The sequence below is a fragment of the Oceanimonas marisflavi genome (genome assembly GCF_003049725.1).
Lineage (GTDB): Bacteria > Pseudomonadota > Gammaproteobacteria > Enterobacterales > Aeromonadaceae > Oceanimonas > Oceanimonas marisflavi.
The window spans coordinates 17,537-38,836 of record NZ_QAGM01000006.1 but is presented as its reverse complement, the minus strand read 5'-3'; the positions used below and the strand labels follow the sequence as shown (position 1 = coordinate 38,836).

Annotated in this window: 17 protein-coding genes; 12 read left to right on the top strand and 5 right to left on the bottom strand. The window is 57.8% G+C overall.

Features of this window, described 5'->3' with window-relative positions:
• Nucleotides 1-101: 101 nt before the first annotated feature.
• From DA373_RS05475 to purF, 6 genes are all read left to right on the top strand, one after another.
• Complete coding sequence (locus DA373_RS05475; RefSeq protein ID WP_107851329.1) at nt 102-2,666, top strand: DNA translocase FtsK; 2,565 nt, start codon at nt 102-104, stop codon at nt 2,664-2,666.
• A gap of 3 nt (nt 2,667-2,669) precedes the next feature.
• Nucleotides 2,670-3,278, top strand: coding sequence for an outer membrane lipoprotein chaperone LolA (lolA, locus tag DA373_RS05470; protein ID WP_107851328.1), 609 nt, complete (start codon nt 2,670-2,672; stop codon nt 3,276-3,278).
• A 123-nt stretch (nt 3,279-3,401) separates the two neighbouring features.
• On the top strand, nt 3,402-4,733 hold the full coding sequence (locus DA373_RS05465) for a replication-associated recombination protein A (protein WP_107851327.1): 1,332 nt from the start codon (nt 3,402-3,404) through the stop codon (nt 4,731-4,733).
• A 110-nt stretch (nt 4,734-4,843) separates the two neighbouring features.
• Nucleotides 4,844-6,142 (top strand): serine--tRNA ligase, encoded by a 1,299-nt coding sequence (gene serS / locus DA373_RS05460; RefSeq protein WP_107851326.1) that lies wholly within the window; start codon nt 4,844-4,846, stop codon nt 6,140-6,142.
• A 283-nt stretch (nt 6,143-6,425) separates the two neighbouring features.
• Entirely contained in the window at nt 6,426-6,914 is a 489-nt protein-coding gene (locus DA373_RS05455; RefSeq protein WP_107851432.1) for a CvpA family protein, read from the top strand.
• A 20-nt stretch (nt 6,915-6,934) separates the two neighbouring features.
• Nucleotides 6,935-8,455 (top strand): amidophosphoribosyltransferase, encoded by a 1,521-nt coding sequence (gene purF / locus DA373_RS05450; protein ID WP_107851325.1) that lies wholly within the window; start codon nt 6,935-6,937, stop codon nt 8,453-8,455.
• A 157-nt stretch (nt 8,456-8,612) separates the two neighbouring features.
• Here purF and DA373_RS05445 read toward each other — a convergent pair whose 3' ends face one another.
• Nucleotides 8,613-9,212 carry a Yip1 family protein gene (locus DA373_RS05445; RefSeq protein ID WP_107851324.1) on the bottom strand — a complete coding sequence of 200 codons (600 nt, stop codon included), beginning with the start codon at nt 9,210-9,212 and terminating at the stop codon, nt 8,613-8,615.
• Between the two features lie 280 nt (nt 9,213-9,492).
• Between DA373_RS05445 and DA373_RS05440 the strand changes: the two genes are divergently transcribed.
• Complete coding sequence (locus tag DA373_RS05440; protein WP_107851323.1) at nt 9,493-11,757, top strand: putative bifunctional diguanylate cyclase/phosphodiesterase; 2,265 nt, start codon at nt 9,493-9,495, stop codon at nt 11,755-11,757.
• Nucleotides 11,758-11,954: 197 nt separating this feature from the next.
• Here the strand turns inward: DA373_RS05440 and DA373_RS05435 are convergent, their stop codons facing one another.
• On the bottom strand, nt 11,955-12,563 hold the full coding sequence (locus DA373_RS05435; protein ID WP_198650242.1) for an REP-associated tyrosine transposase: 609 nt from the start codon (nt 12,561-12,563) through the stop codon (nt 11,955-11,957).
• Nucleotides 12,564-12,885: 322 nt separating this feature from the next.
• Here DA373_RS05435 and DA373_RS05430 point away from each other — a divergent pair, with 322 nt between their 5' ends.
• Nucleotides 12,886-14,598 carry a proline--tRNA ligase gene (locus tag DA373_RS05430; protein ID WP_107851322.1) on the top strand — a complete coding sequence of 571 codons (1,713 nt, stop codon included), beginning with the start codon at nt 12,886-12,888 and terminating at the stop codon, nt 14,596-14,598.
• 80 nt (nt 14,599-14,678) lie between these two features.
• Here the strand turns inward: DA373_RS05430 and DA373_RS05425 are convergent, their stop codons facing one another.
• From DA373_RS05425 to rcsF, 3 genes are all read right to left on the bottom strand, one after another.
• The gene (locus tag DA373_RS05425; RefSeq protein ID WP_107851321.1) at nt 14,679-15,038 is read right to left on the bottom strand and encodes a four helix bundle protein; all 360 of its coding nucleotides are present in this window, start codon (nt 15,036-15,038) and stop codon (nt 14,679-14,681) included.
• Nucleotides 15,039-15,131: 93 nt separating this feature from the next.
• Nucleotides 15,132-15,836: a tRNA (N6-threonylcarbamoyladenosine(37)-N6)-methyltransferase TrmO gene (gene tsaA, locus DA373_RS05420; RefSeq protein ID WP_107851320.1), complete on the bottom strand. Its 705-nt coding sequence runs from the start codon at nt 15,834-15,836 to the stop codon at nt 15,132-15,134.
• A gap of 255 nt (nt 15,837-16,091) precedes the next feature.
• Nucleotides 16,092-16,460, bottom strand: a complete 369-nt coding sequence (gene rcsF / locus DA373_RS05415; protein WP_232821201.1) for an Rcs stress response system protein RcsF — start codon at nt 16,458-16,460, stop codon at nt 16,092-16,094.
• A 402-nt stretch (nt 16,461-16,862) separates the two neighbouring features.
• Between rcsF and DA373_RS05410 the strand changes: the two genes are divergently transcribed.
• From DA373_RS05410 to DA373_RS05395, 4 genes are read left to right on the top strand one after another with little or no spacing between them, the layout of a single operon-like run.
• Entirely contained in the window at nt 16,863-17,654 is a 792-nt protein-coding gene (locus tag DA373_RS05410; protein WP_107851319.1) for a Wzz/FepE/Etk N-terminal domain-containing protein, read from the top strand.
• A 33-nt stretch (nt 17,655-17,687) separates the two neighbouring features.
• Nucleotides 17,688-18,938 (top strand): MATE family efflux transporter, encoded by a 1,251-nt coding sequence (locus tag DA373_RS05405; RefSeq protein ID WP_157953687.1) that lies wholly within the window; start codon nt 17,688-17,690, stop codon nt 18,936-18,938.
• Between the two features lie 18 nt (nt 18,939-18,956).
• Complete coding sequence (locus DA373_RS05400; RefSeq protein ID WP_107851317.1) at nt 18,957-20,147, top strand: UDP-N-acetylglucosamine 4,6-dehydratase; 1,191 nt, start codon at nt 18,957-18,959, stop codon at nt 20,145-20,147.
• Nucleotides 20,148-20,154: 7 nt separating this feature from the next.
• Nucleotides 20,155-21,300 carry a LegC family aminotransferase gene (locus tag DA373_RS05395; protein WP_107851316.1) on the top strand — a complete coding sequence of 382 codons (1,146 nt, stop codon included), beginning with the start codon at nt 20,155-20,157 and terminating at the stop codon, nt 21,298-21,300.

Genomic DNA, 21,300 nt, shown 5'->3' with positions numbered 1-21,300 from the left:
TTGAGATCACACTTCCAGCGAGCGGCCCCGGCCGCTCGTTTGTCGTTTACGGGGCGACCCCTGATAAACTGAACACAATCATAATAACGAGGAGCGGACGTTTGGCGGAGAAAAAGCTGTTTACTCCCATGTCTGGTTTGCAGCGTCTTTTTGAGGCCGGGCTGATAGCCATCATTGTACTGGCCGTGTTCATGATGCTGTCACTGCTGTCATATCATCCGTCGGATCCGGGCTGGTCACAAACCGCCTGGGGCGGCGACATCAGCAATGCCGCCGGGCCGGCGGGGGCCTGGCTGGCGGATATTCTGCTGTTTATATTCGGATTTTCCGCCTACCTGCTGCCGCCCTTTATGGTGCTGACGGGCTGGGTGACCCTGTGGCGGCCCAAGGGGCTTATTGATATATGCTACCTCACCCTCAGCCTGCGCATTATCGGCTTTCTGATGGTGCTGCTCAGTCTGCTGGCGCTGGCCAGCATGAACATAGACGACATTTACTACTTCTCTGCCGGCGGCCTGATTGGCGACATGCTGGCCGGCACCTTTAATCCGCTGTTTGGCAATCTGGGCACCACCCTGCTGCTGCTGTGCTGTTTCGCCACCGGCATCACCTTCTTTACCGGCTGGTCCTGGCTGCTGATCGTGGAACGCCTGGGCGCCCTGGTGATGGAAGCGCCGGCCTGGCTGGCGGCGCTGCCGGGGCGCATTGCCGACTGGCAGACCCGTCGTCATACCGGTGAGCAGCCGGTGGCCGTGGCCAGCGAGCCGGCTCCCGTGCCGGCAGCGGAAGCGCCGGCAAGGGAAGCGGGCTTTGCCGGCTGGCGCCGGTTCCGTGATCGTCTCGGCCAGCAGGCGCCCCGGGCCGATTTTGATGAAGGCGACGATGAAGAAGATGCTCTGCTCGAGCCGGTGCCGGAAGAGTCAGTACGTCGCCCGGCGCCCCGGAAAAAAGTGCCGCCGGCCCGGCGGGAGCCGGTGCTCAGTGCGCCCTCCGAAGATGACGATGAGCCCCAGCCGGCCCCGCAGCGCGTGGCGAATGACTGGAGCCTGGACGACGACGATGATGATGATCTGGATCTGCCCTGGGCCGGTGACGACGAAGCCGACGAGACGCCGCCCGCCCGGCCGGCGACGCCTGCGGCTCCCGCAGCCAGGGCCCGCAGCAGTCAGCTGAGCCCGGTGCCGGAAGTGACCCTGCTGGATCCGCCCAAGCCCCGCCAGCACGCGGTGAGCGAAGACGAGCTGGATCGCATTGCCCGGCTGGTGGAAGCCAAGCTGGCCGACTATAACGTGCAGGCCAGTGTGGTGGGTGTGTATCCGGGGCCGGTGATCACCCGCTTTGAGCTGGATCTGGCCCCCGGGGTCAAGGTCAGCAAAATTACCAACCTGGCCCGGGATCTGGCCCGCTCCCTGTCCGCCATCAGCGTGCGGGTGGTGGAAGTCATTCCCGGCAAGCCCTATGTGGGACTGGAGCTGCCCAACACCCGGCGCGAGACCGTGTATCTGCGCGAGGTGATCGACACCGAGCTGTTCCACCACAGTCAGCACCCGCTGACCATGGTGCTGGGTCAGGACATTGCCGGCGAGCCGGTGGTGGTGAACCTGGCCAAGATGCCTCACGTGCTGGTGGCCGGCACCACCGGCTCGGGCAAGTCGGTGGGGGTGAACGTGATGATTTTGTCGATGCTGTTCAAGGCCACCCCGGAAGAGGTGCGCTTTATCATGATCGACCCCAAAATGCTGGAACTGTCGGTGTATGAAGGCATTCCCCACCTGCTCACCGAAGTGGTTACCGACATGAAGGAGGCGGCCAATGCCCTGCGCTGGTGCGTGGGCGAGATGGAGCGCCGCTACAAGCTGATGTCGGCCATGGGGGTGCGCAACCTCAAGGGCTTCAACACCAAGGTGCAGGAAGCCATCGACGCCGGCGAGCCGCTGCGGGATCCGTTGTGGCAGCCCACTCAGTCCATGGACACCTATCCGCCGGCGCTGGAAAAACTGCCTCATATTGTGGTGGTGATCGACGAATTCGCCGACATGATGATGATCGTCGGCAAAAAGGTGGAAGAGCTGATCGCCCGTATCGCCCAGAAGGCCCGGGCCGCCGGCATTCATTTGATTCTGGCGACCCAGCGGCCGTCGGTGGACGTGATCACCGGCCTTATCAAGGCCAACATTCCCACCCGCATGTCGTTCCAGGTGTCGAGCAAAATTGACTCCCGCACCATTCTCGACCAGCAGGGCGCCGAATCGCTGCTGGGCATGGGCGACATGCTTTACCTGCCTGCCGGCGACAGCAACCCCACCCGGGTGCACGGCGCCTTTGTGGACGACCACGAGGTGCACAAGGTGGTGGCGGCCTGGAAGGAGCGGGGCGAGCCCGATTACATTGAAGACATTCTCAGTGGCGACGTGGGCGCCGACGGCCTGCTGCCGGGTGAGGCGCCGGAAGGGGCCGACGGCGAGCTCGACGAGCTGTTCGACCATGCGGTGGCTTTTGTCGCGGAGACGCGCCGTGGCTCTACCTCCAGTGTGCAGCGCAAGTTCAAGATAGGCTACAACAGGGCTGCCCGTATCATCGACCAGATGGAAGCCCAGGGCATCGTCAGCCCGGCGGGCAGCAACGGTCAACGGGAAGTGCTGGCGCCACCGCCGGCGAGAGGATAAACCATGAAAAAATTGATAACAGCAGGACTGATGTTGTGGGCCACCAGCACCCAGGTGCTGGCCGATGCGGCGAGCGATCTGCAGCAAAAGCTGTCGGCCCTGGGGCGGTTTTCCGCCGACTTCAGCCAGCAGGTCTATGACGAAAGCGGCGCCCCCATGCAGACTGCCGAGGGCAGCATGCAGCTGGCCCGGCCCGACCGCTTTCGCTGGCACACCATCTCGCCCGACGAGAGCCTGATCGTCTCCGACGGCACCGATGTGTGGATGTATGACCCCTTTGTGGAGCAGGTAAGCATAGTGCCCCTGGCCGAGGCGGTGCGAAACACGCCGTTTCTGCTGATCTCCGGCGGCGACCAGTCCCGCTGGCAGAATTACCGGGTCAGCCAGCAGGGCAGCAGCTATGTGGTGGCCAGCAAGGATCCGGCGGAGCTGATACAGCGCTTTAGCCTGCGCTTTGATGCCCGGGGCCGCTTGTCACGCTTTACCGTGGTGGAGTCCGGCGGCCAGCGCAGCGAGTTTACCCTGAGCCGGTTCAACACCAGCCCGGAGCTTGCCGCCAGTGCCTTTCGCTTTACCCCGCCGCCGGGAGTCATGGTGGACGATCAGCGGTAAGAAACGAAGTAGGTTGTGAATGAGTACCGCGAATTCCAACACCCAGCCGGCTGCGACATGTTGCGATTCGCGGTGCTCATCGGCAACCTACGGTCAACAGAGTGTCCAACGAGATGAGATAACATGAGTACCCTGAGCCTGGACTTTGAACAGGACGACTTTCGCCCGCTGGCGGCGCGCATGCGCCCGGAACGCATAGAGCAATATCTGGGCCAGCAGCATATTCTGGGGCCGGGCAAGCCGCTGCGCCGGGCGCTTGAAAGCGGTCACTGCCATTCCATGATTTTGTGGGGGCCGCCGGGCACCGGCAAGACCACCCTGGCGGAGCTGGCGGCTCACTACTGCGACGCCCAGGTGGAGCGGGTGTCGGCGGTCACTTCCGGGGTGAAGGAGATTCGCGCCGCCATCGAGCGGGCCCGGGAGCACAAGCTGGCCGGCCGACGCACCATTCTGTTTGTGGACGAGGTGCACCGCTTCAACAAGTCCCAGCAGGATGCCTTTCTGCCCCATATCGAGGACGGCACCGTCACCTTTATCGGTGCCACTACCGAAAACCCGTCCTTTGAACTGAACAACGCCCTGCTGTCCCGGGCCCGGGTCTACCTGCTCAAGCGCCTCGAAACCGCTGATGTGGAAGCCATGATCGAACAGGCCCTCAACGACGAGCGCGGTCTGGCGGGGCAGGGCATTGAGCTGGCCGAGGGCGTACAGCGGGCCTTGGCCGAGTTGGTGGACGGCGATGGCCGCAAGGCGCTCAACTACCTCGAGCTGCTGGCGGACATGGCCGAGGAGCACAACGGCGTCCGCCGTATCGACAAATCCCTGCTGGCGGAAGTGACCGGGGAGCGGCTGGCCCGCTTCGATAATCAGGGTGACCTTTATTACGACCTGATCTCCGCCATTCACAAGTCCATTCGTGGCTCCAGCCCCGATGCCGGCCTTTACTGGTATGCGCGCATGATCACCGCCGGCTGTGATCCCCTCTATATTGCCCGCCGGCTGCTGGCCATTGCCTCGGAAGACATCGGCCTGGCCGACCCAAAAGCCATGGACGTGGCCCTGGCGGCCTGGGACTGCTTTACCCGGGTGGGCCCGGCGGAAGGGGAGCGGGCCATTGCCCAGGCCATTGTCTATCTGGCCTGCGCGCCCAAGAGCAACGCCCTGTACACCGCCTGGAAGGCGGCGCTGAAGGACGCCCGAGAGCTGCCCGACTTCGAGGTGCCGGTGCACCTGCGCAACGCCCCCACCAAACTGATGAAAGAGCTGGGCCACGGCGCCGAGTATCGTTACGCTCACAACGAGCCCGGCGCCTACGCCGCCGGCGAGACCTATCTGCCCGAGGCCATGGCCGGGCGGCGTTATTACGTCCCCAATGAGCGCGGCTTTGAGCAGAAGATCCAGGCCAAGCTCGACTACCTCAACAAGCTGGACCAGCAGGCCGGCAACAAGCGGTAGCCAGACCGGCCCGCTCGCCTTGGCCCGCCGGCGAGGATGCTGATAAACTGTGGCCCGAACCGACTTTAATCTCTCGCGTGCAAACGCATCACACGAATTTAAGGTAACTCATGCTGGATCCCAAATACCTGCGCAGCGACATTGACGACACGGCCGCGCGGCTGGCAAGCCGTGGCTTCACCCTCGACACCGAACTGTTCAACGGCCTGGAAGAGCGCCGCAAAACCCTGCAGGCCCGCACTCAGGAGCTGCAGGCCGAGCGCAACGCCCGCTCCAAGGCCATTGGTCAGGCCGCCCGCAATGGTGAAGACATTGCTCCCCTGAAGGCGGCGGTCACCGCCATCAATGAAGAGCTGGACGGCTGCAAGGTGGAGCTGGATCAGCTGCTGAACGACATTCAGGCCTTTTGCGCCGCCATTCCCAACCTGCCCCACGAGTCGGTGCCGGTGGGCAGGGACGAGAACGATAACGTCACCGTGCGCAGCTGGGGTGAGCCTACCCAGCTCGGCTTTGAGCCGAAGGATCATGTGGCCCTGGGCGAGAATCTGGCCGGCCTCGACTTTGAAGGCGCGGTCAAGCTGTCCGGCTCCCGTTTTGTGATCATGCAGGGCCAGATCGCCCGCATGCACCGGGCCCTGGCCCAGTTTATGCTGGACCTGCACACCACAGAGCACGGCTACACCGAGTGCTATGTGCCCTATCTGGTGAACAGCGACAGCCTGTACGGCACCGGCCAGCTGCCCAAGTTTTCCGCCGATCTGTTCCATACCGCCATTGAAGGCGAGGGTGAGGAAGAGGGCAAGGTGCGCCGCTTCTCCCTGATCCCCACCTCCGAAGTGCCCCTGACCAACATCGGCCGGGACGAGATCTTCGAGCCGGCTCAGCTGCCCATGAAGCTCACCGCCCACACGCCCTGCTTCCGCTCCGAGGCCGGCTCCTACGGTCGCGACACCCGCGGGCTTATCCGCATGCACCAGTTCGACAAGGTGGAAATGGTACAGCTGGTGCACCCCGACACTTCATGGGATGCGCTGGAAGAAATGGTCGGTCACGCCGAGAAGGTGCTGCAGCGCCTGGAGCTGCCCTACCGGGTGATGGCCCTGTGCACCGGCGACATGGGCTTTGGCGCCGCCAAAACCTACGATCTGGAAGTCTGGCTGCCGGCCCAGAACACCTACCGGGAGATCTCTTCCGTGTCCAACTGCGGTGACTTCCAGGCCCGCCGCATGCAGGCCCGCGTGCGCGGCGCCGACGGCAAGCCCCAGCTGCTGCACACCCTCAACGGCTCCGGCCTGGCAGTGGGCCGCACCCTGGTGGCGGTGCTGGAAAACTACCAGCAGGAAGACGGCCGTATTCGCGTGCCCGAGGTGCTCAAGCCCTATATGGGCGGCCTGGAGTTTATTGGCTGATATACCCTCTCGCCCTCGCTCCCACGCTCCGGCGTGGGAGCGAGTTGTAGCTGCCACTTTAGTCGGCAGGGCCTGCGCAGCAGGCCGTTAACATCAGCGCCGCCGGTTCAAATGTTGGGATTCGCTGCGCTCATCGCCAACCTACGCCGCTCCCTCATCCCTAATCCCTTCCTTTCGCCCCGATAATTTCACCTTGAATGAACTTTATCCGCTTTTTCTTCGCCTTTTGGCATGCGGGTTTGGTAGAATGCGCGGCAATCAGGAGGGCTCCGGCACTAACATGATGGTTTGGATAGATTACGTAATACTCGGCATTATCGGCCTGTCGGCGCTCATCAGCCTGGTCCGGGGCTTCGTCAAGGAAGCCATGTCGCTCGCCACCTGGGTGGCCGCCTTCTTTGTTGCCAGCCGTTTCTACGCCGATCTGGCGGTGTTTCTCGAACTCTCCGACCCGCTGTTCCGCAATGGCGCCGCCATTGCCATTCTGTTTGTGCTCACCCTTATCCTGGGCGCCCTGGTCAACTACATCATCGGCGAGCTGGTCACCCGCACCGGCCTGTCGGGTACCGACCGGGTGCTGGGCGTCTGTTTTGGCGCCGTGCGTGGCGTGTTTATCGTCGCTGCGCTGCTGCTGTTCACCGATACCATGACCGCTTTTTCACACAGCCTGTGGTGGAAAGAGTCGGTGCTCATTCCCGAGTTCGGAATCGTGATACAGTGGTTTTTTAATATGCTGCAGAATTCATCCAGCTTTTTACCCCCCAAGCTATAGTAATTCGAGGAAATTTGGACATGTGTGGGATAGTCGGTATTCAAGGTACGACCCCGGTCAACCAGGCGCTGTACGACGCGCTTACGGTACTTCAGCACAGAGGACAGGATGCCGCCGGCATCGTCACCATTTCCGGTGACACCTTCCGTCAGCGCAAGGCCAACGGCCTGGTGCGGGATGTGTTTGAAGAGCGCCACATGGAGCGCCTTATCGGTAACGTCGGCATCGGCCACGTTCGCTATCCCACCGCCGGCAGCAGCAGTGTTGCCCAGGCCCAGCCCTTTTATGTGAACTCTCCCTTTGGTATTGCTCTGGCCCACAACGGCAACCTGACCAACGCCGACGAGCTGAAGGAAGAGCAGTTCCGGGTGGCCCGCCGCCATATCAACACCACCTCCGACTCGGAAGTGCTGATCAACGTGCTGGCCCACGAGCTGGATCAGCAGACCCAGAAACTGCACCTGGAGCCGGAGCATGTCTTCGCCGCCATTACCGAGGTGCACAAGAAGGTGCGCGGCGCCTATGCCGCCGTGGCGGTGATCATCGGCCACGGCATGGTGTCATTCCGCGATCCCAACGGCATTCGTCCGCTGGTGCTGGGCAAGCGTGATGCCGAAGACGGCAGCACCGAATATATGGTGGCGTCCGAGAGCGTGGCCCTGGATGCGGTAGGCTTTGAGCTCATTCGCGATGTGGCGCCGGGTGAAGCGGTTTACGTCACCGAGCAGGGCGAGCTGTTTACCCAGCAGTGTGCCGCCGAGCCTCAGCATCACTCCTGTATTTTTGAATACGTGTATTTTGCCCGCCCGGACTCCTTTATCGACAAGGTGTCTGTGTATGCCGCCCGTGTGCGCATGGGTCAGAAGCTGGGCGCCAAAATTGCCCGGGAGTGGGAAGATCTCAACATCGATGTGGTCATTCCCATTCCGGAAACCTCCTGCGACATCGCCCTGGAGATCGCCCACAACCTGCAGCTGCCTTACCGTCAGGGCTTTGTGAAGAACCGCTATATCGGCCGTACTTTCATCATGCCCGGCCAGCAGCAGCGCCGCCAGTCGGTGCGCCGCAAGCTCAACGCCATTCCGTCGGAGTTTGCCGGCAAGAACGTGTTGCTGGTGGACGATTCCATCGTGCGTGGCACCACCTCCGAGCAGATCATCGAAATGGCCCGGGATGCCGGCGCCAAAAAAGTGTATTTTGCTTCTGCCGCCCCGGAAATCCGTTTCCCCAACGTTTACGGCATCGACATGCCCTCGGCCAACGAGCTGATCGCCTACGGCCGTGAGTCGGAAGAGATCTGCAAGCTGATCGGCGCCGACGGCCTGATCTTCCAGGAGCTGGAAGATCTGGAAGACGCCGTGCGTCACTTCAACCCCGAGCTGCGCCGCTTTGAAACCTCGGTGTTCACCGGTGAGTACGTGACCAAGGATGTGAACCAGGAATACCTGGACGCGCTCAACTCCCAGCGCAACGACGCCGCCCGCCAGAAAGACAGCATCGACAACAGCCACCTGGAAATGTACAACGAAGGCCAGTCGTAACGAGCCAAGGCAAAGAGTAGGTTGTGATGAGCGGAGCGAATCGCAACAAACGCAGGCGACTGCGGAATGTTGGAATTCGCGATGCTCATTCCAACCTACAGCCCTCCATAAAAAAAGCCGGGGACATCCCCGGCTTTTTCACGTCTTGCGTTCCATGTTAATAGGTATACACCGGCCCTATGCCCCAGCTCCATACAATCACCGAGCCGACCATAATGCACACCAGCAGAATAAGCCCGCAGGTCACCACCGAGCTGGCATAAATAAAGCCGCGCTCTTCAGGAATGTGCATGATAATGGGCACGCCCGAATAGAGCAGGTAGACCGAATAGGCCAGGCCCGCCAGGCCCACCATCATCAGAAACACCGGCTCGGGGTAGAGCACCGCCAGTCCGGTCATAAACAGGGGGGTGGCGGTATAGGCGGCCAGCTCCATGCTCTGGGTAAAGGTGGGGCTGGCGCCAAAGGTCTTGGCCATCCAGAAGGTAAGGTAGGCGAGGGCAAACACGCCGCCAATCAGGGTGAAATACATGCCCACCGACATCACCAGCGCACTGCCCGTGGTCATCATGATGGTGTTCTGGGTACCAAAGGTCCAGCCGATCATGGTGGCCGAAATAAAGGTGCATACCGATGGAATAAGGGCGATAAACGCCAGATGCGTAAGGCTGTAAGACAGGCTTTCGTGGTGATCGTCTATGGTATGCCACTCATCCTTGGGGTGGGCATACAGACCCCAGATATGATTCAGAAGCATGGCTCTTTTCCCCCAAATGTTGCAAAGCCGGCCGGCTGCCAGCCGGTGTGAGTTGAAACGCGGTTGTTTGTTTCGCCTCTGATTAGTTATTGGTCACGCCTTGACTTGCGTCAAGTTTTTCTACGTATAAACCACAATAGTCTCGAACGGGACTTGTTACGCCTTGTTCCTCCCTCTGATACACTGGCCTTATTCAAATAACCCATAAATCCAACACAACGCGGGGCAGATAGGGCGGTGAATGAATAATATTTATTTCCCGCTACTCCTTTTTAAATTCATGCTGATTAGCGTTATTCAACAAGCCATTATTTTGCTGGCCATGAGCTGGGTGCTGACACTGAATGTCCGCAAGGGCTGGTATCATCCCCGGCTGCTTGTGGTGGCCTCCGGCTTTTGGTTTGGCCTGGCGGCCATTGTCTGCATGCTGTTCCCCTTTACCGTGGCTCCCGGCGTGCTGCTGGATATGCGCGACGGTGTGCTGTTTGTGGCCGGGTTGTTTGGCGGCCCGGTTGCCGGCGCTCTGGCCACTTTGCTGGCCGGGGCATTCCGGTTCTGGGTTGGCGGAGACGGTGCCCCGAGCGGTGTATTTAATATGATCCTTGCGCTGACCCTGGGGTTGGGCTTTCGCCATGGCATCAGCCGGGGCTGGTGGCAGCTGCGCCCATTGCATCTGCTGCCGGTGGTAGTGTTGATCTATGCTACCGGCCTGATATGGCTTGCGATGCTGATAACCCCGGCGGAACGAGTCATGATGCCCGACTTCAGCTGGCCTTACCTGCTGGTAGGGGTGCCGCTCACCCTGGGGCTGGCACAAATACTGAAGGATGCCGAGCAACGGCAGTACAACGAGACCGATCTGCGCATTGCGGCGGTGGCCTTTGAGGGCTTTGACGGCATACTGGTGACCGATGCCCAAAACCGGATTTTGCGGGTAAACCGGGCCTTTACCGATATTACCGGCTACAGCGCCGAGGAAGTGATCGGAAAAACCCCGGCATTGTTCAGCTCTGGTCAGCACGACGCGGCCTTTTACCGGCAAATGTGGCACTCCATCCGCGAGCAGGATCATTGGCAGGGGGAAATCTGCAACAGGCGCAAGTCCGGCCAGCTTTATCACCAGTGGATGTCCATCAGCGCGGTGCGTAATGAGCAGGGAAAAATAAGCCATTATGTGGCGTCCATGAGCGATATAACCCAGCGCAAGGAAGACGCCGAGCGCATCAATCATCTGGCCTTTTACGATGGCGTTACCGGTCTGCCCAACCGCCGCCAGCTTAACGAGTGCATTCGGCAGTATCAGATCAGTGAGAGCAATGCCGGCGCCGGCCTTGTCTTTATCGATCTCGACAATTTCAAGCACATTAACGACCTCTGGGGTCTGCAGACAGGTGACGAGCTGCTCACACAGGTTGCCCAGCGGCTGCAGCAGTCATTGCGGGAGCAGGACATGGTGGCCCGGCTGGGGGGCGATGAATTTGTGGTGCTGCTCACCGGCCTGCCGGCAGACCGCACCCGTGCCGCCGCCCGGCTGGAGCACACCAGCCAGCGCCTGCTGGCGTTGCTGGAAAAGCCTTACACTCATGAAGGCCGCGTTCTCCGGTGTGGCGCCAGCATGGGGCTGGTGCTGCTGGAAAATCGCGAGCTGTCGCCCGCCGAGCTGGTGCAGCAGGCCGAGCTGGCCATGTATGAGGCCAAAAAGAGCGGCAAGGGCAAACTGCGCTTTTTCGATCCGCATATGCAGGAAGCGGTGGCGCAGCGGTTGCGACTGGAAGAAGACATAGTGCGCGGCCTCGAGGCCGAAGAATTTCAGCCTTATTTTCAGCCCCAGTTCGACTACCGGGGCAATATGATCGGCGCCGAGGCGCTGGCGCGCTGGCACCATCCCGAGCGGGGCATACTGGCCCCCGGCGCCTTTATTGAGGTGGCCAGTGCCGCCGGCCTGATGAACCGCATCGATCGCATGATCCTGGCCTGCGCCTGCCGGCAAATGGCCGCCTGGGCGCGGCTGTCCGTTTTTCGTGATTTCAGCCTGTCCGTCAACATTGGCGCCACCCGCCTGTATCAGCCGGGATTTATCGAAGACGTGCTGGGAATATTTGAACAAACCGGTGTGGATCCGGCCTGCATCAAGCTGGAAATTACCGAGTCCATGCTGCTGAACGACATTTCCACGGCCATAGAGCGCATGCACATTCTCAAGCAGCACGGCGTGCGCTTCGCCATCGATGACTTTGGCACCGGCTATTCCTCCCTGCTGTATTTGCAGAAACTGCCCCTGGATCAGCTTAAAATTGACCAGTCCTTTGTGAGTGTTCTGCCAGACGACGGCAACAGCCTGAATATCATCAAGGCCATTGTGGCCATGGCCCGCAGCCTGAAACTGGAAGTGATAGCGGAAGGCGTGGAAACCGACGCCCAGCGACAACTGCTGCACCAGCACGGCTGCCAGCTTTATCAGGGTTACCTGCTGGCCCGCCCCGAGCCCGCCAGCAGCGTAGAGGCCATGTTTGAACATGGAGCGCAGGCTGCCAGCCTGCATTAGCGGCTGAAGGACGCTCAAAGGGGTTGCCGCTTCGCGTCAAAATGCGGGCAGGCTGTCCGCGCTCCAGCATTAGCGGCCGAAGGGCGCTCAAAGGGTTGGCGCTTCGCGCCAATAAGCGGGCAAGCTGCCCGCGCTCCAGAGGTGCAAGGTGCAGGTGGAGCGCAGGCTGCCAGCCTGCATTAGCGGCCGCAGGACGCTCAAGAGGGTTGCCGCTTCGCGCCAATAAGCGGGCAAGCTGCCCGCGCTCCATCTTCGTATGCACTGCTCCAACGCCAGTCTTTTTCATGAGCTACCAGACCGGCCTTAACCGGGTTCCGGTGAATATATTCCACCACCCGATCAAAATGCGCCTGATCCCGAATATATCGGTCCCAGTATTCCGGCTGCCAGATCCTTTCCCGGGGAGCTGCAGACGATTGCATGATATGAGCGCCAATGACCTGAGCGGTATATGACTTCCAGCCATGTACAATGCTGGAAAGGCGGAAGCCGGGAAAGACCCTGATCAGCACATGCACATGATTGGGCATGACCACATAAGCCAGTAACTGGTAGCGAACACCATCGAAATGACGCCAGTTGCCGATGACCATGGCTGCAATATCCGGCTTCGCCAGCCAGCACTGACCGTAACCACGATCCAGCTCTTGTTCAGTTATGCGCTTTCTGGTCGGCTGGTGTCGTTCTTGTCTGATCCGTTCAAGCACCTGCTGAGGTAGGGAATCGGCCAGCCGGTAGGTGATAGCCTGATATTCGGCACCTTCAAGGTGAGGCAGATAACCCCGGGAATGCTCACCAAAGCTCATTCCGGCCTCCGGGATGAGAATAAAAACAAAGAGTATAGAAGAGAAAGCAAGGTTGCCGCTTCGGTGTTAGTGGAGCGCAGGCTGCCAGCCTGCATAAGCGCCGTAGGCGCTCAAAGAGGGTTGCCGCTTCGCACCAAATTGCGGGCAGGCTGCCCGCGCTCCAGCATTAGCGCCGCAGGCGCTCAAAGGGTTGTCGCTTTGCGCCAATATGCGGGCAAGCTGCCCGCGCTCCAGGGTGCTCGGGCAACAAGACACTTCTGCCGGCTTCGCCCCCCTGCTACAATTCGGGCTTTCACGGATTTCAAGCTACAAGGTTCTGTTCATGCGTACCAGCCAATACCTGCTTTCCACCCTCAAAGAAACCCCGAGCGACGCCGAAGTCATCAGCCACCAGCTGATGCTGCGCGCGGGCATGATCCGCAAGCTGGCCTCGGGCCTCTACACCTGGCTGCCTAGCGGCCTGCGGGTATTGAACAAGGTCGCCGCCATTGTGCGGGAAGAAATGAACCGCGCCGGCGCCATTGAAATGCTGATGCCGGTGGTGCAGCCCGCCGATCTGTGGCAGGAAACCGGTCGCTGGGACAAGTTCGGCCCCGAGCTGCTGCGCATCAAGGACCGCCACGATCGCCCCTTTGTACTGGGCCCGACCCACGAGGAAGTGATCACCAACCTGGTGCGCAACGAGGTGGCGTCCTACAAGCAGCTGCCCCTGAACCTGTACCAGATCCAGACCAAATTCCGCGACGAAGTGCGTCCGCGCTTTGGCGTGATGCGCTCCCGCGAGTTTGTGATGAAGGACGCCTACTCCTTCCACACCACTCAGGAAAGCCTGCAGCAGACCTACGACGCCATGTATGAAGCCTACAGCCGCATCTTTGAGCGCATGGGTCTGGACTTCCGCGCCGTGCTGGCCGACACCGGCGCCATTGGCGGCAGTGCCTCTCACGAGTTCCACGTGCTGGCCCAGAGCGGTGAAGACGACATCGCCTTCTCCACTGAGTCCGATTACGCCGCCAATATTGAGATGGCCGAAGCGCTGGCGCCCAAGGCCGCCCCCGATGCGCCGACTCAGGAAATGACTCTGGTCGACACCCCGAACACCAAAACCATTGCCGATCTGGTGGAAAAATACGGCCTCAATATTGAGCAGACCGTAAAAACCCTGCTGGTGAAGGCCGCCGACGACGTGGACGCGCCCCTGGTAGCCCTGCTGGTGCGCGGCGATCACGAGCTCAACGAAGTGAAGGCGGAGAAGCTGCCTCAGGTGGCCAGCCCGCTGACCTTTGCCACCGAAGAAGAAGTGCGCGCCGCCGTGGGTGCCGGCCCGGGCTCTCTGGGCCCGCTGAACATGCCGGTGCCGGTGATTGTGGATCGCGCAGTGGCGGTAATGAGCGACTTTGGCGCCGGCGCCAACATCGACGACAAGCATTACTTCGGCATTAACTGGGGCCGGGACCTGCCGCTGCCGGAAGTGGCGGATCTGCGCAACGTGCGCGAAGGCGATCCCAGCCCCTGTGGCCAGGGCGTGCTGCAGATCAAGCGCGGCATTGAAGTGGGCCATATCTTCCAGCTGGGCAACAACTACTCCGAGAAGATGAACGCCACCGTGCTCAACGAAGGCGGCAAGGCCACCGTGCTGGAAATGGGCTGCTACGGCATTGGCGTATCCCGCATTGTGGCCGCTGCCATTGAGCAGAACCACGACGATCGCGGCATTATCTGGCCCGAGGCCCTGGCCCCGTTCCAGGTCGCCATTATTCCCATGAACATGCACAAGTCCCACCGTGTGCAGGAAGTGGCCGAAAAGCTCTACGCCGAGCTCACCGCCGCCGGCATTGAAGTGCTGTTTGATGACCGCAAGGAGCGCCCGGGCGTAATGTTTGCCGACATGGAGCTGCTGGGCGTGCCCCACAGCATCGTGATTGGCGAGCGCGGCCTGGACAACGAGGTGGTGGAATACAAGCACCGCCGCGGCGGCGACAAGCAGGAAGTGGCCATCACCGATATCGTCAGCAAGGTGCAAGGCCTGCTGTAAAGATTAAAGCGCCCGCAAGGGCGCTTTTGCTTTGGAGCGCAGGTGGGCCGCCTGCGGTGAGGAGACAGGTGTGAGGGGCTTCAGGAAGCAGTTTGTGACTTCAGGTAGTTAATCAGACCACCCAGGCGAGCGAACAACTGGCTTATGTCTTCACACAAAGGGTAAATATCGTCGGTAAAGTTCAGCTGGGCCGAGATTAAAAGCTGGGTTTCCAGTTCACTCAAGGAACCACGGGCAATGTAAAGAAAGCGCAGAAAGTCAGCATTGCTGCCTCGTGCTGCGCCTTCGGCGATGTTGCTGGGAACAGACACGGCACATCGCCGCATCTGGCTGATAAGCCCAAAACGCTCTGATTCAGGAAAATGAGAAGTCAGCTGATACACATCGGTAACCAACCGCATGGCACCTTTCCAGACATCCAGATTATGATGTTTGCGCATAGCAAACCCTGAGTGAGCAGCCGTTTAAAGCAACAGTATAGCCAGTTGCCGAAGCACTCGCTTAGCAGCGACGTTCTCCTCACTCCTCACTCCTCACTCCTCACGCTCCAGCCCAAGCACCCGCGTCAATTGCCCGAATACTTCATAGCGCACGTTATAGTCATACAGCTTTACCCCGTATTGCCGCCACTGTTGCTCGGTTTTCTTGTAGGCCGGGCGGGGGTCCTGCACCAGTACTTCGGTAATGAACTCCTTCAGCTCGGGAATCTCCGAGCGGGTGCAGGCCTGTTCGGCTTCGGGGGAGAATATCACCTCCATGCCCAGATCGGGGGGCTCGGGGGCAAAGCCGCCGTGGGCGTGGGGCACGGCGTCGGCCCAGGGCAAGTAGGGCTTGATATCCACAATGGGGGTGCCGTCCACCAGATCCACGCCGCCCAGCTCCAGCCACACTCTGCTGCCGCTTTTGCACATATCGCGCAGCTCCACCACCGACAGCCCAAGGGGATTGGGCCGAAAGGTAGAGCGGGTGGAAAACACGCCTACCCGCTCGTTGCCGCCCAGACGGGGAGGCCGCACCGTGGGCTTCCAGCCCTGCTCCATGGTCTGATGGAACACAAACACCAGCCACAAATGGCTGAACTCGCCCAGGCCGCGAAAGGCGCTGGGATCGTTATAGGGCGGCAGCATTTCCAGCTGCGCCCGGGCCCGGCTCACCAGCCCCGGCTGGCGCGGCACCGCGAACTTCTCTTTATAGGGCGAGCGAATAATGCCGATGGGGTCGAGGTTAATGGTGGTCATAAATCCTCACAAAGACAGCTGTAAGCTTTAGCTATCAGCTGTAAGTGGTAGAGATTGTAGGCGCCACAGCTATCAGCTGTAAGTGGTAGAGATTGTAGGCGCCACTTTAGTTGGCGCATACCGGCAGCGCCGGTAACTGTGGAGCGCAGGCTGCCAGCCTGCATTAGCGGCCGCAGGGCCGCTCAAAAGGGTTGGCGCTTCGCACCAAATTGCGGGCAGGCTGCCCGCGCTCCAATTCCCCTCACACCTCACACCTCACTCGTTCACCACCAGCGCCTGGCCGCTGCACAGCACCTGCTCAATGCAGCCGGGCATGTCGTCAAAGCGAATGCAGCGGTCCAGCAAAATGCCGTTGGCGCCCATATCGGCGGCGCGGCGGCGAAGGTCGGCGCGGGCATCGGCATCCTTGGGCGGCGCATCCTGAGCCTCAATCTGGCAGGCTTCGCCTTCCACCGTGCCCAGGGTAACGTAGTTCACGCCCTTGAGCTCATCACGGCCATAGAGCTTAACGTTGCTGCCCTTGTAATAATCCTTGATGCCGGCAGGAGACACATTGCTGTCGAACCCCATATTGGCGCAGCCGGAGAGGGTGAGGGCCACCAGGGCCATACCGAGAACACGCATGACAAATCCTTAGTATCAGAGTGAGTTACCATTATTCTGCACCGGGCCGGGCGGAACGTCGAATGAAATTGTGGAGTGCGAAGTGGAGCGCAGGCTGCCAGCCTGCATTAGCGCCCGCAGGGCGCTCAATAAGGTTGGCGCTTCTTGGTATCAGGTTGTGAGCCGCTTGCCTACTTGCTCAAAAATGACGCACCATCCCTTGTGTTCAACAGAAGCGCAAGACCTCTTGCCCCCTGCAGGTTCCACCACAGCCCCAAATCCCTTAGAATGTTGCGATTTTGCAAACCACTGGGTATTGCAAAATGCAAAATTACGCATCATCCGGCCGTGGGGGAAAGGCCAACACAACCCTTTGGGCGGTAGCGTGCCTTTAACAAATTCAAGCAAATCAGAAGAAGCAGAATGAGCCAGTTACCACAAACCACCGCACCTCACACCAACCTGCCACCTTATCCCTACCGGGATAATGAAATTTCCCTTGTCGACATTGCCAAAATCCTGATCAAACGCCGCCGGCTGATGGCACTGGTGTTTGTGCTCACCGTTGCTGCCGCTGCAACCTTTGCCTTCACATTGCCTCAAAAATACGAATACACCACCATTTACACCATTGCCCAGGCCGATGCCGAAAAACCGCTGGAAAGCGTCGCCGGCCTGCAAACCAAGGTAAACAGCCTTTACATCCCTGCCGTGGTGCGTGAGTTTTTACCGCGCCACCAGCTTGAAGCCGTACCTTTTGTGCTCAACGTCAGAAACCCACGGGATTCCGGTCTGATTACCATCACCAGCCAGACAACAGAAGATGCAGAGCCTTTGGTACGGGAACTGCACGGCGCCATAGCCGAACGGCTGAAGGCAGAGCAAGACGCCAACATTCACCACCGCACAGAGTTGCTGCAGCAACAGATTGATGCAGCCAGGGCGCAGATTGATCTGGTGAAAAACGCAGAACTGGCCAAAGCCGGCGAGCTGATTGCCAGCTACACCGCCACCATTAACAACCTGCAGGCCCAGGCCAACAGCTTTCAAACAGGCAGCATCTCTGCCATTGCCAACCAGAGCCTGCAACCCAAAGGCACCAGCAAAAAACTGGTGCTGGCTCTGGGCCTGGTGCTGGGCGCCATGCTGGCAGTAATGGCCGTGTTTGTGCGAGAGTTTATTGGCCAGCTGTGTGCAAGCTTAAAAGAAGACTAATGCACAACATTTATAAATATGACCTTTAATCTTATGGATAATAGTATTTTACGTTTAGTAAATGTAAGCATTCGCGGAATAACTTTATTATGCAAGTTCCTGTTAGTGTTTTCATTGGCGTTATATCTTGAGCCTGCTGAAGTTGGTTTGTATGGTCTTTTGGTCGCTACGATAGCATATTCAATGTATCCCCTTGGGCTGGATTTCTACACTTATACCACGCGTGAAATATTGAGAGTCAAGAATTGTGAGTGGGGGGGGATCCTTAAAAATCAAGGTGCATTGATTCTTTTTCTTTACTTTTTGGTGTTGCCACTTTTATTTTTTATTTTCTATTTTGATTTTTTACCGTTAGGTATAGCTGTTTGGTTTTATGTGGTTCTGGTGTTGGAGCATATAAATCAAGAGCTGATGAGACTGTTCATTGCCACATCTCGGCAATTGACTGCAACAGTAGCTTTGTTTTTTCGGCAGGGGCTATGGGTTGTTTTTGTGATTGTGTGGATGTTTTTTGATGTTAAATCAAGAAACTTAGAAACTGTTTTGTATGCTTGGTTATTTGGTGACTTGTTGTCATTGTCTTTATTTTTAGTGAGATTCAAGTCTCTTGATGTAACTGGGTGGACTTCAAAAATTAACTTTAAATGGATTTTTCGTGGTGTAAAGGTCGCTGTGCCGCTACTTGTATCGACATTGTCTTTGAGTGGCATGTTCACCTTTGATAAGTATTTTTTCGAGCTTTACAATGGTCTTGATGCATTAGGTGCATATGTACTCTTTTTTGGGGTGTCGGCAGCATTGATTTCTTTTTTGGATGCTGGCGTATTTTCATTCTTATATCCAAAAATGATAAAGGCATACAATAATAGTGATGTTGATTGCTTTAGGTCTACACTTTTTGAAATGATCAAGCAGGTTTGCTTTATCTCTCTTTTGTATGCAGTCGTCACAGCGATAACCTTATATCCGTTGTTGGTTTTTATTGGTAAGGATTTTTATCTTGAACATATATCCTTATATCCTGTTCTCTTCCTAGTGATGTTTTTTCAAGGTATTGGAACTGTTCCACAATATGCTCTTTATTCGCAGGGTAAAGATAAGTCTATAGTTTTAAGTAATATTTTTAGCGTTTTTGTTTTCGTTTTTTTAGTTTATGCGATTTCTTCTTCCTCAGTATATTACGCAGTTCCAATTGCTCTGTTGGTTTCTCAGTTTTTACTGGCTATTTTCAAGTTTTTGGCGTGTTACTATCAGGTTCCGAAGTTTTACATTCTAAAAGTATAATTTATATAGGTTGGTTTTATGGAGTCAATTCTTTACCTGATCGGTCGAAGTAAAAAGTTGTTCACCTCAGATGTTATGACTAATGATGAAGTGTTGTGTCAGGTTATTAACTCGTCACGCTTCCTCGTCCTCGGTGGCGCTGGCTCCATCGGTCAAGCCGTCGTTAAAGAAATTTTTAAGCGCAATCCCACCAAGCTGCATGTAGTAGACATTAGCGAAAATAACCTGGCCGAGCTGGTACGTGACATTCGCAGTAGCTTTGGATATATCAATGGTGACTTTAGCACCTTTGCACTGGATATTGGCTCGGTCGAGTACGATGCCTTCTTCAAGGCAGACGGCGAATATGACTATATTCTGAATCTGTCCGCGCTCAAGCATGTACGTAGTGAAAAAGATCCCTACACCCTGATGCGCATGATCGATGTCAACGTGTTCAATACCGATAAAACACTGCAGCAGGCTATTGATGCCGGGGTGAAAAAGTATTTTTGTGTATCCACTGATAAAGCAGCTAACCCGGTCAACATGATGGGGGCTTCCAAGCGTATTATGGAAATGTTCCTGATGCGTCGCAGTCTGGAAATTGATATTTCCACCGCCCGTTTTGCCAATGTTGCATTTTCCGACGGCTCTCTACTGCACAGCTTCAACCAGCGACTGGAAAAACGTCAGCCTATCGTGGCGCCGAACGACGTCCGTCGTTATTTTGTCACTCCGCAGGAGTCGGGGGAGCTGTGCCTGATGTCATGCATTTTTGGTGAAAACCGCGATATTTTCTTTCCCAAGCTCAGTGAAGAATTGCATTTGATCACCTTCGCCGATATTGCCACCAAATATCTGGAGCAGAAAGGGCTGGAACCGGTGCTCTGCAGTAGTGAGGAAGAGGCCCGCGAGCTGGCCAGAACCCTGCCGGAGCAGGGCAAATGGCCCTGTCTGTTTACCGGCAGTGATACCACTGGCGAGAAGGACTTTGAGGAGTTCTTCACCGATCAGGAAACTCTGGACATGGAGCGCTTCGTTAACCTGGGGATCATCAAGAACGAACCTGTGTTTGATGCTGATAGATTACAGGTGTTTGAGCGCCGCATCACAGAGATGAAAAAAAATCTGGCTTGGAATAAGAAAGAGCTGGTGGAACTGTTCTTTGAGATGATTCCCGATTTTGGCCACAAGGAAACCGGCAAATATCTCGACGGCAAAATGTGAGGCCAGAGTGAACCAGCAACTAATCGACTTTATTCGGGAAACCTACGCCACCAGCGACTTTATCCCGCTTCATGCTCCGACCTTTGCCGGTAATGAAAAGGCCTATCTGGTCGATACCATCGACAGCACTTTCGTTTCCAGCGTTGGCAAATTCGTTGATGAGTTTGAAACGAAAATACGTGAGTTTACACATTCGGGCCGGGCGGTGGCCACCGTTAATGGCACCGCCGCGCTGCATGCAGCCCTGCACCTGGCCGGGGTACGAGCGGGGGATCTGGTGATCACCCAGGCGCTGACCTTTGTCGCTACCTGCAATGCCCTGCATCATATGGGCGCCAGGCCAGTGTTTGTTGATATTGAGCCCGATGCCTTTGGACTCTGCCCGATGGCCACGGCAACTTGGCTAGCGGAACATGCCGAGCTGGATAATGCCGGTGTCTGTCGTCATATAAATAGTGGCGCCGCCATCAAGGCTGTTATGCCCATGCATACCTTTGGTCATCCGGCAAAGCTGGATGAATTGTTGGCTGTATGTCGGCAGTGGAACCTGTGTCTGATAGAGGATGCCGCCGAGAGTCTGGGTTCTTTCTACAAGGGGCAACATACCGGCACGCTGGGGCGGTTTGCTGCGCTCAGTTTTAATGGCAACAAGGTGATCACCACGGGCGGTGGTGGCATGCTGCTGTGCCAGGATACGGAAGACGGTGCCAGGGCCAAACATGTGACTACCACCGCCAAGGTTCCGCATCCCTATGAGTTCTATCACGACGAGCCTGGCTTCAACTATCGCATGCCCAACCTGAATGCGGCGCTGGGCTGTGCCCAGATGGAGCGGCTTGAACACATTCTGGCGAGCAAGCGAGAGCTGGCTGCGCGCTATGCCGACTTTTTTCAGGGCACGGATTACCGCTTTGTTGAAGAGCCGGCCTACGCCCGCTCCAACTATTGGCTGAATGCTGTGCTGTGTCCGGATGTGGCGAGCCGCAACACCTTGCTGGAAACCACCAATGCGCAAGGGGTGATGACCCGTCCGGTATGGCAGCTGATGCACCGGTTGCCGATGTTTGCCGAGGCACTGCGTGGAGACTTGACTCACTCCGAATGGGCCGAGGCTCACTTGGTGAATCTGCCCAGCTCACCAACGGAGGCCTGA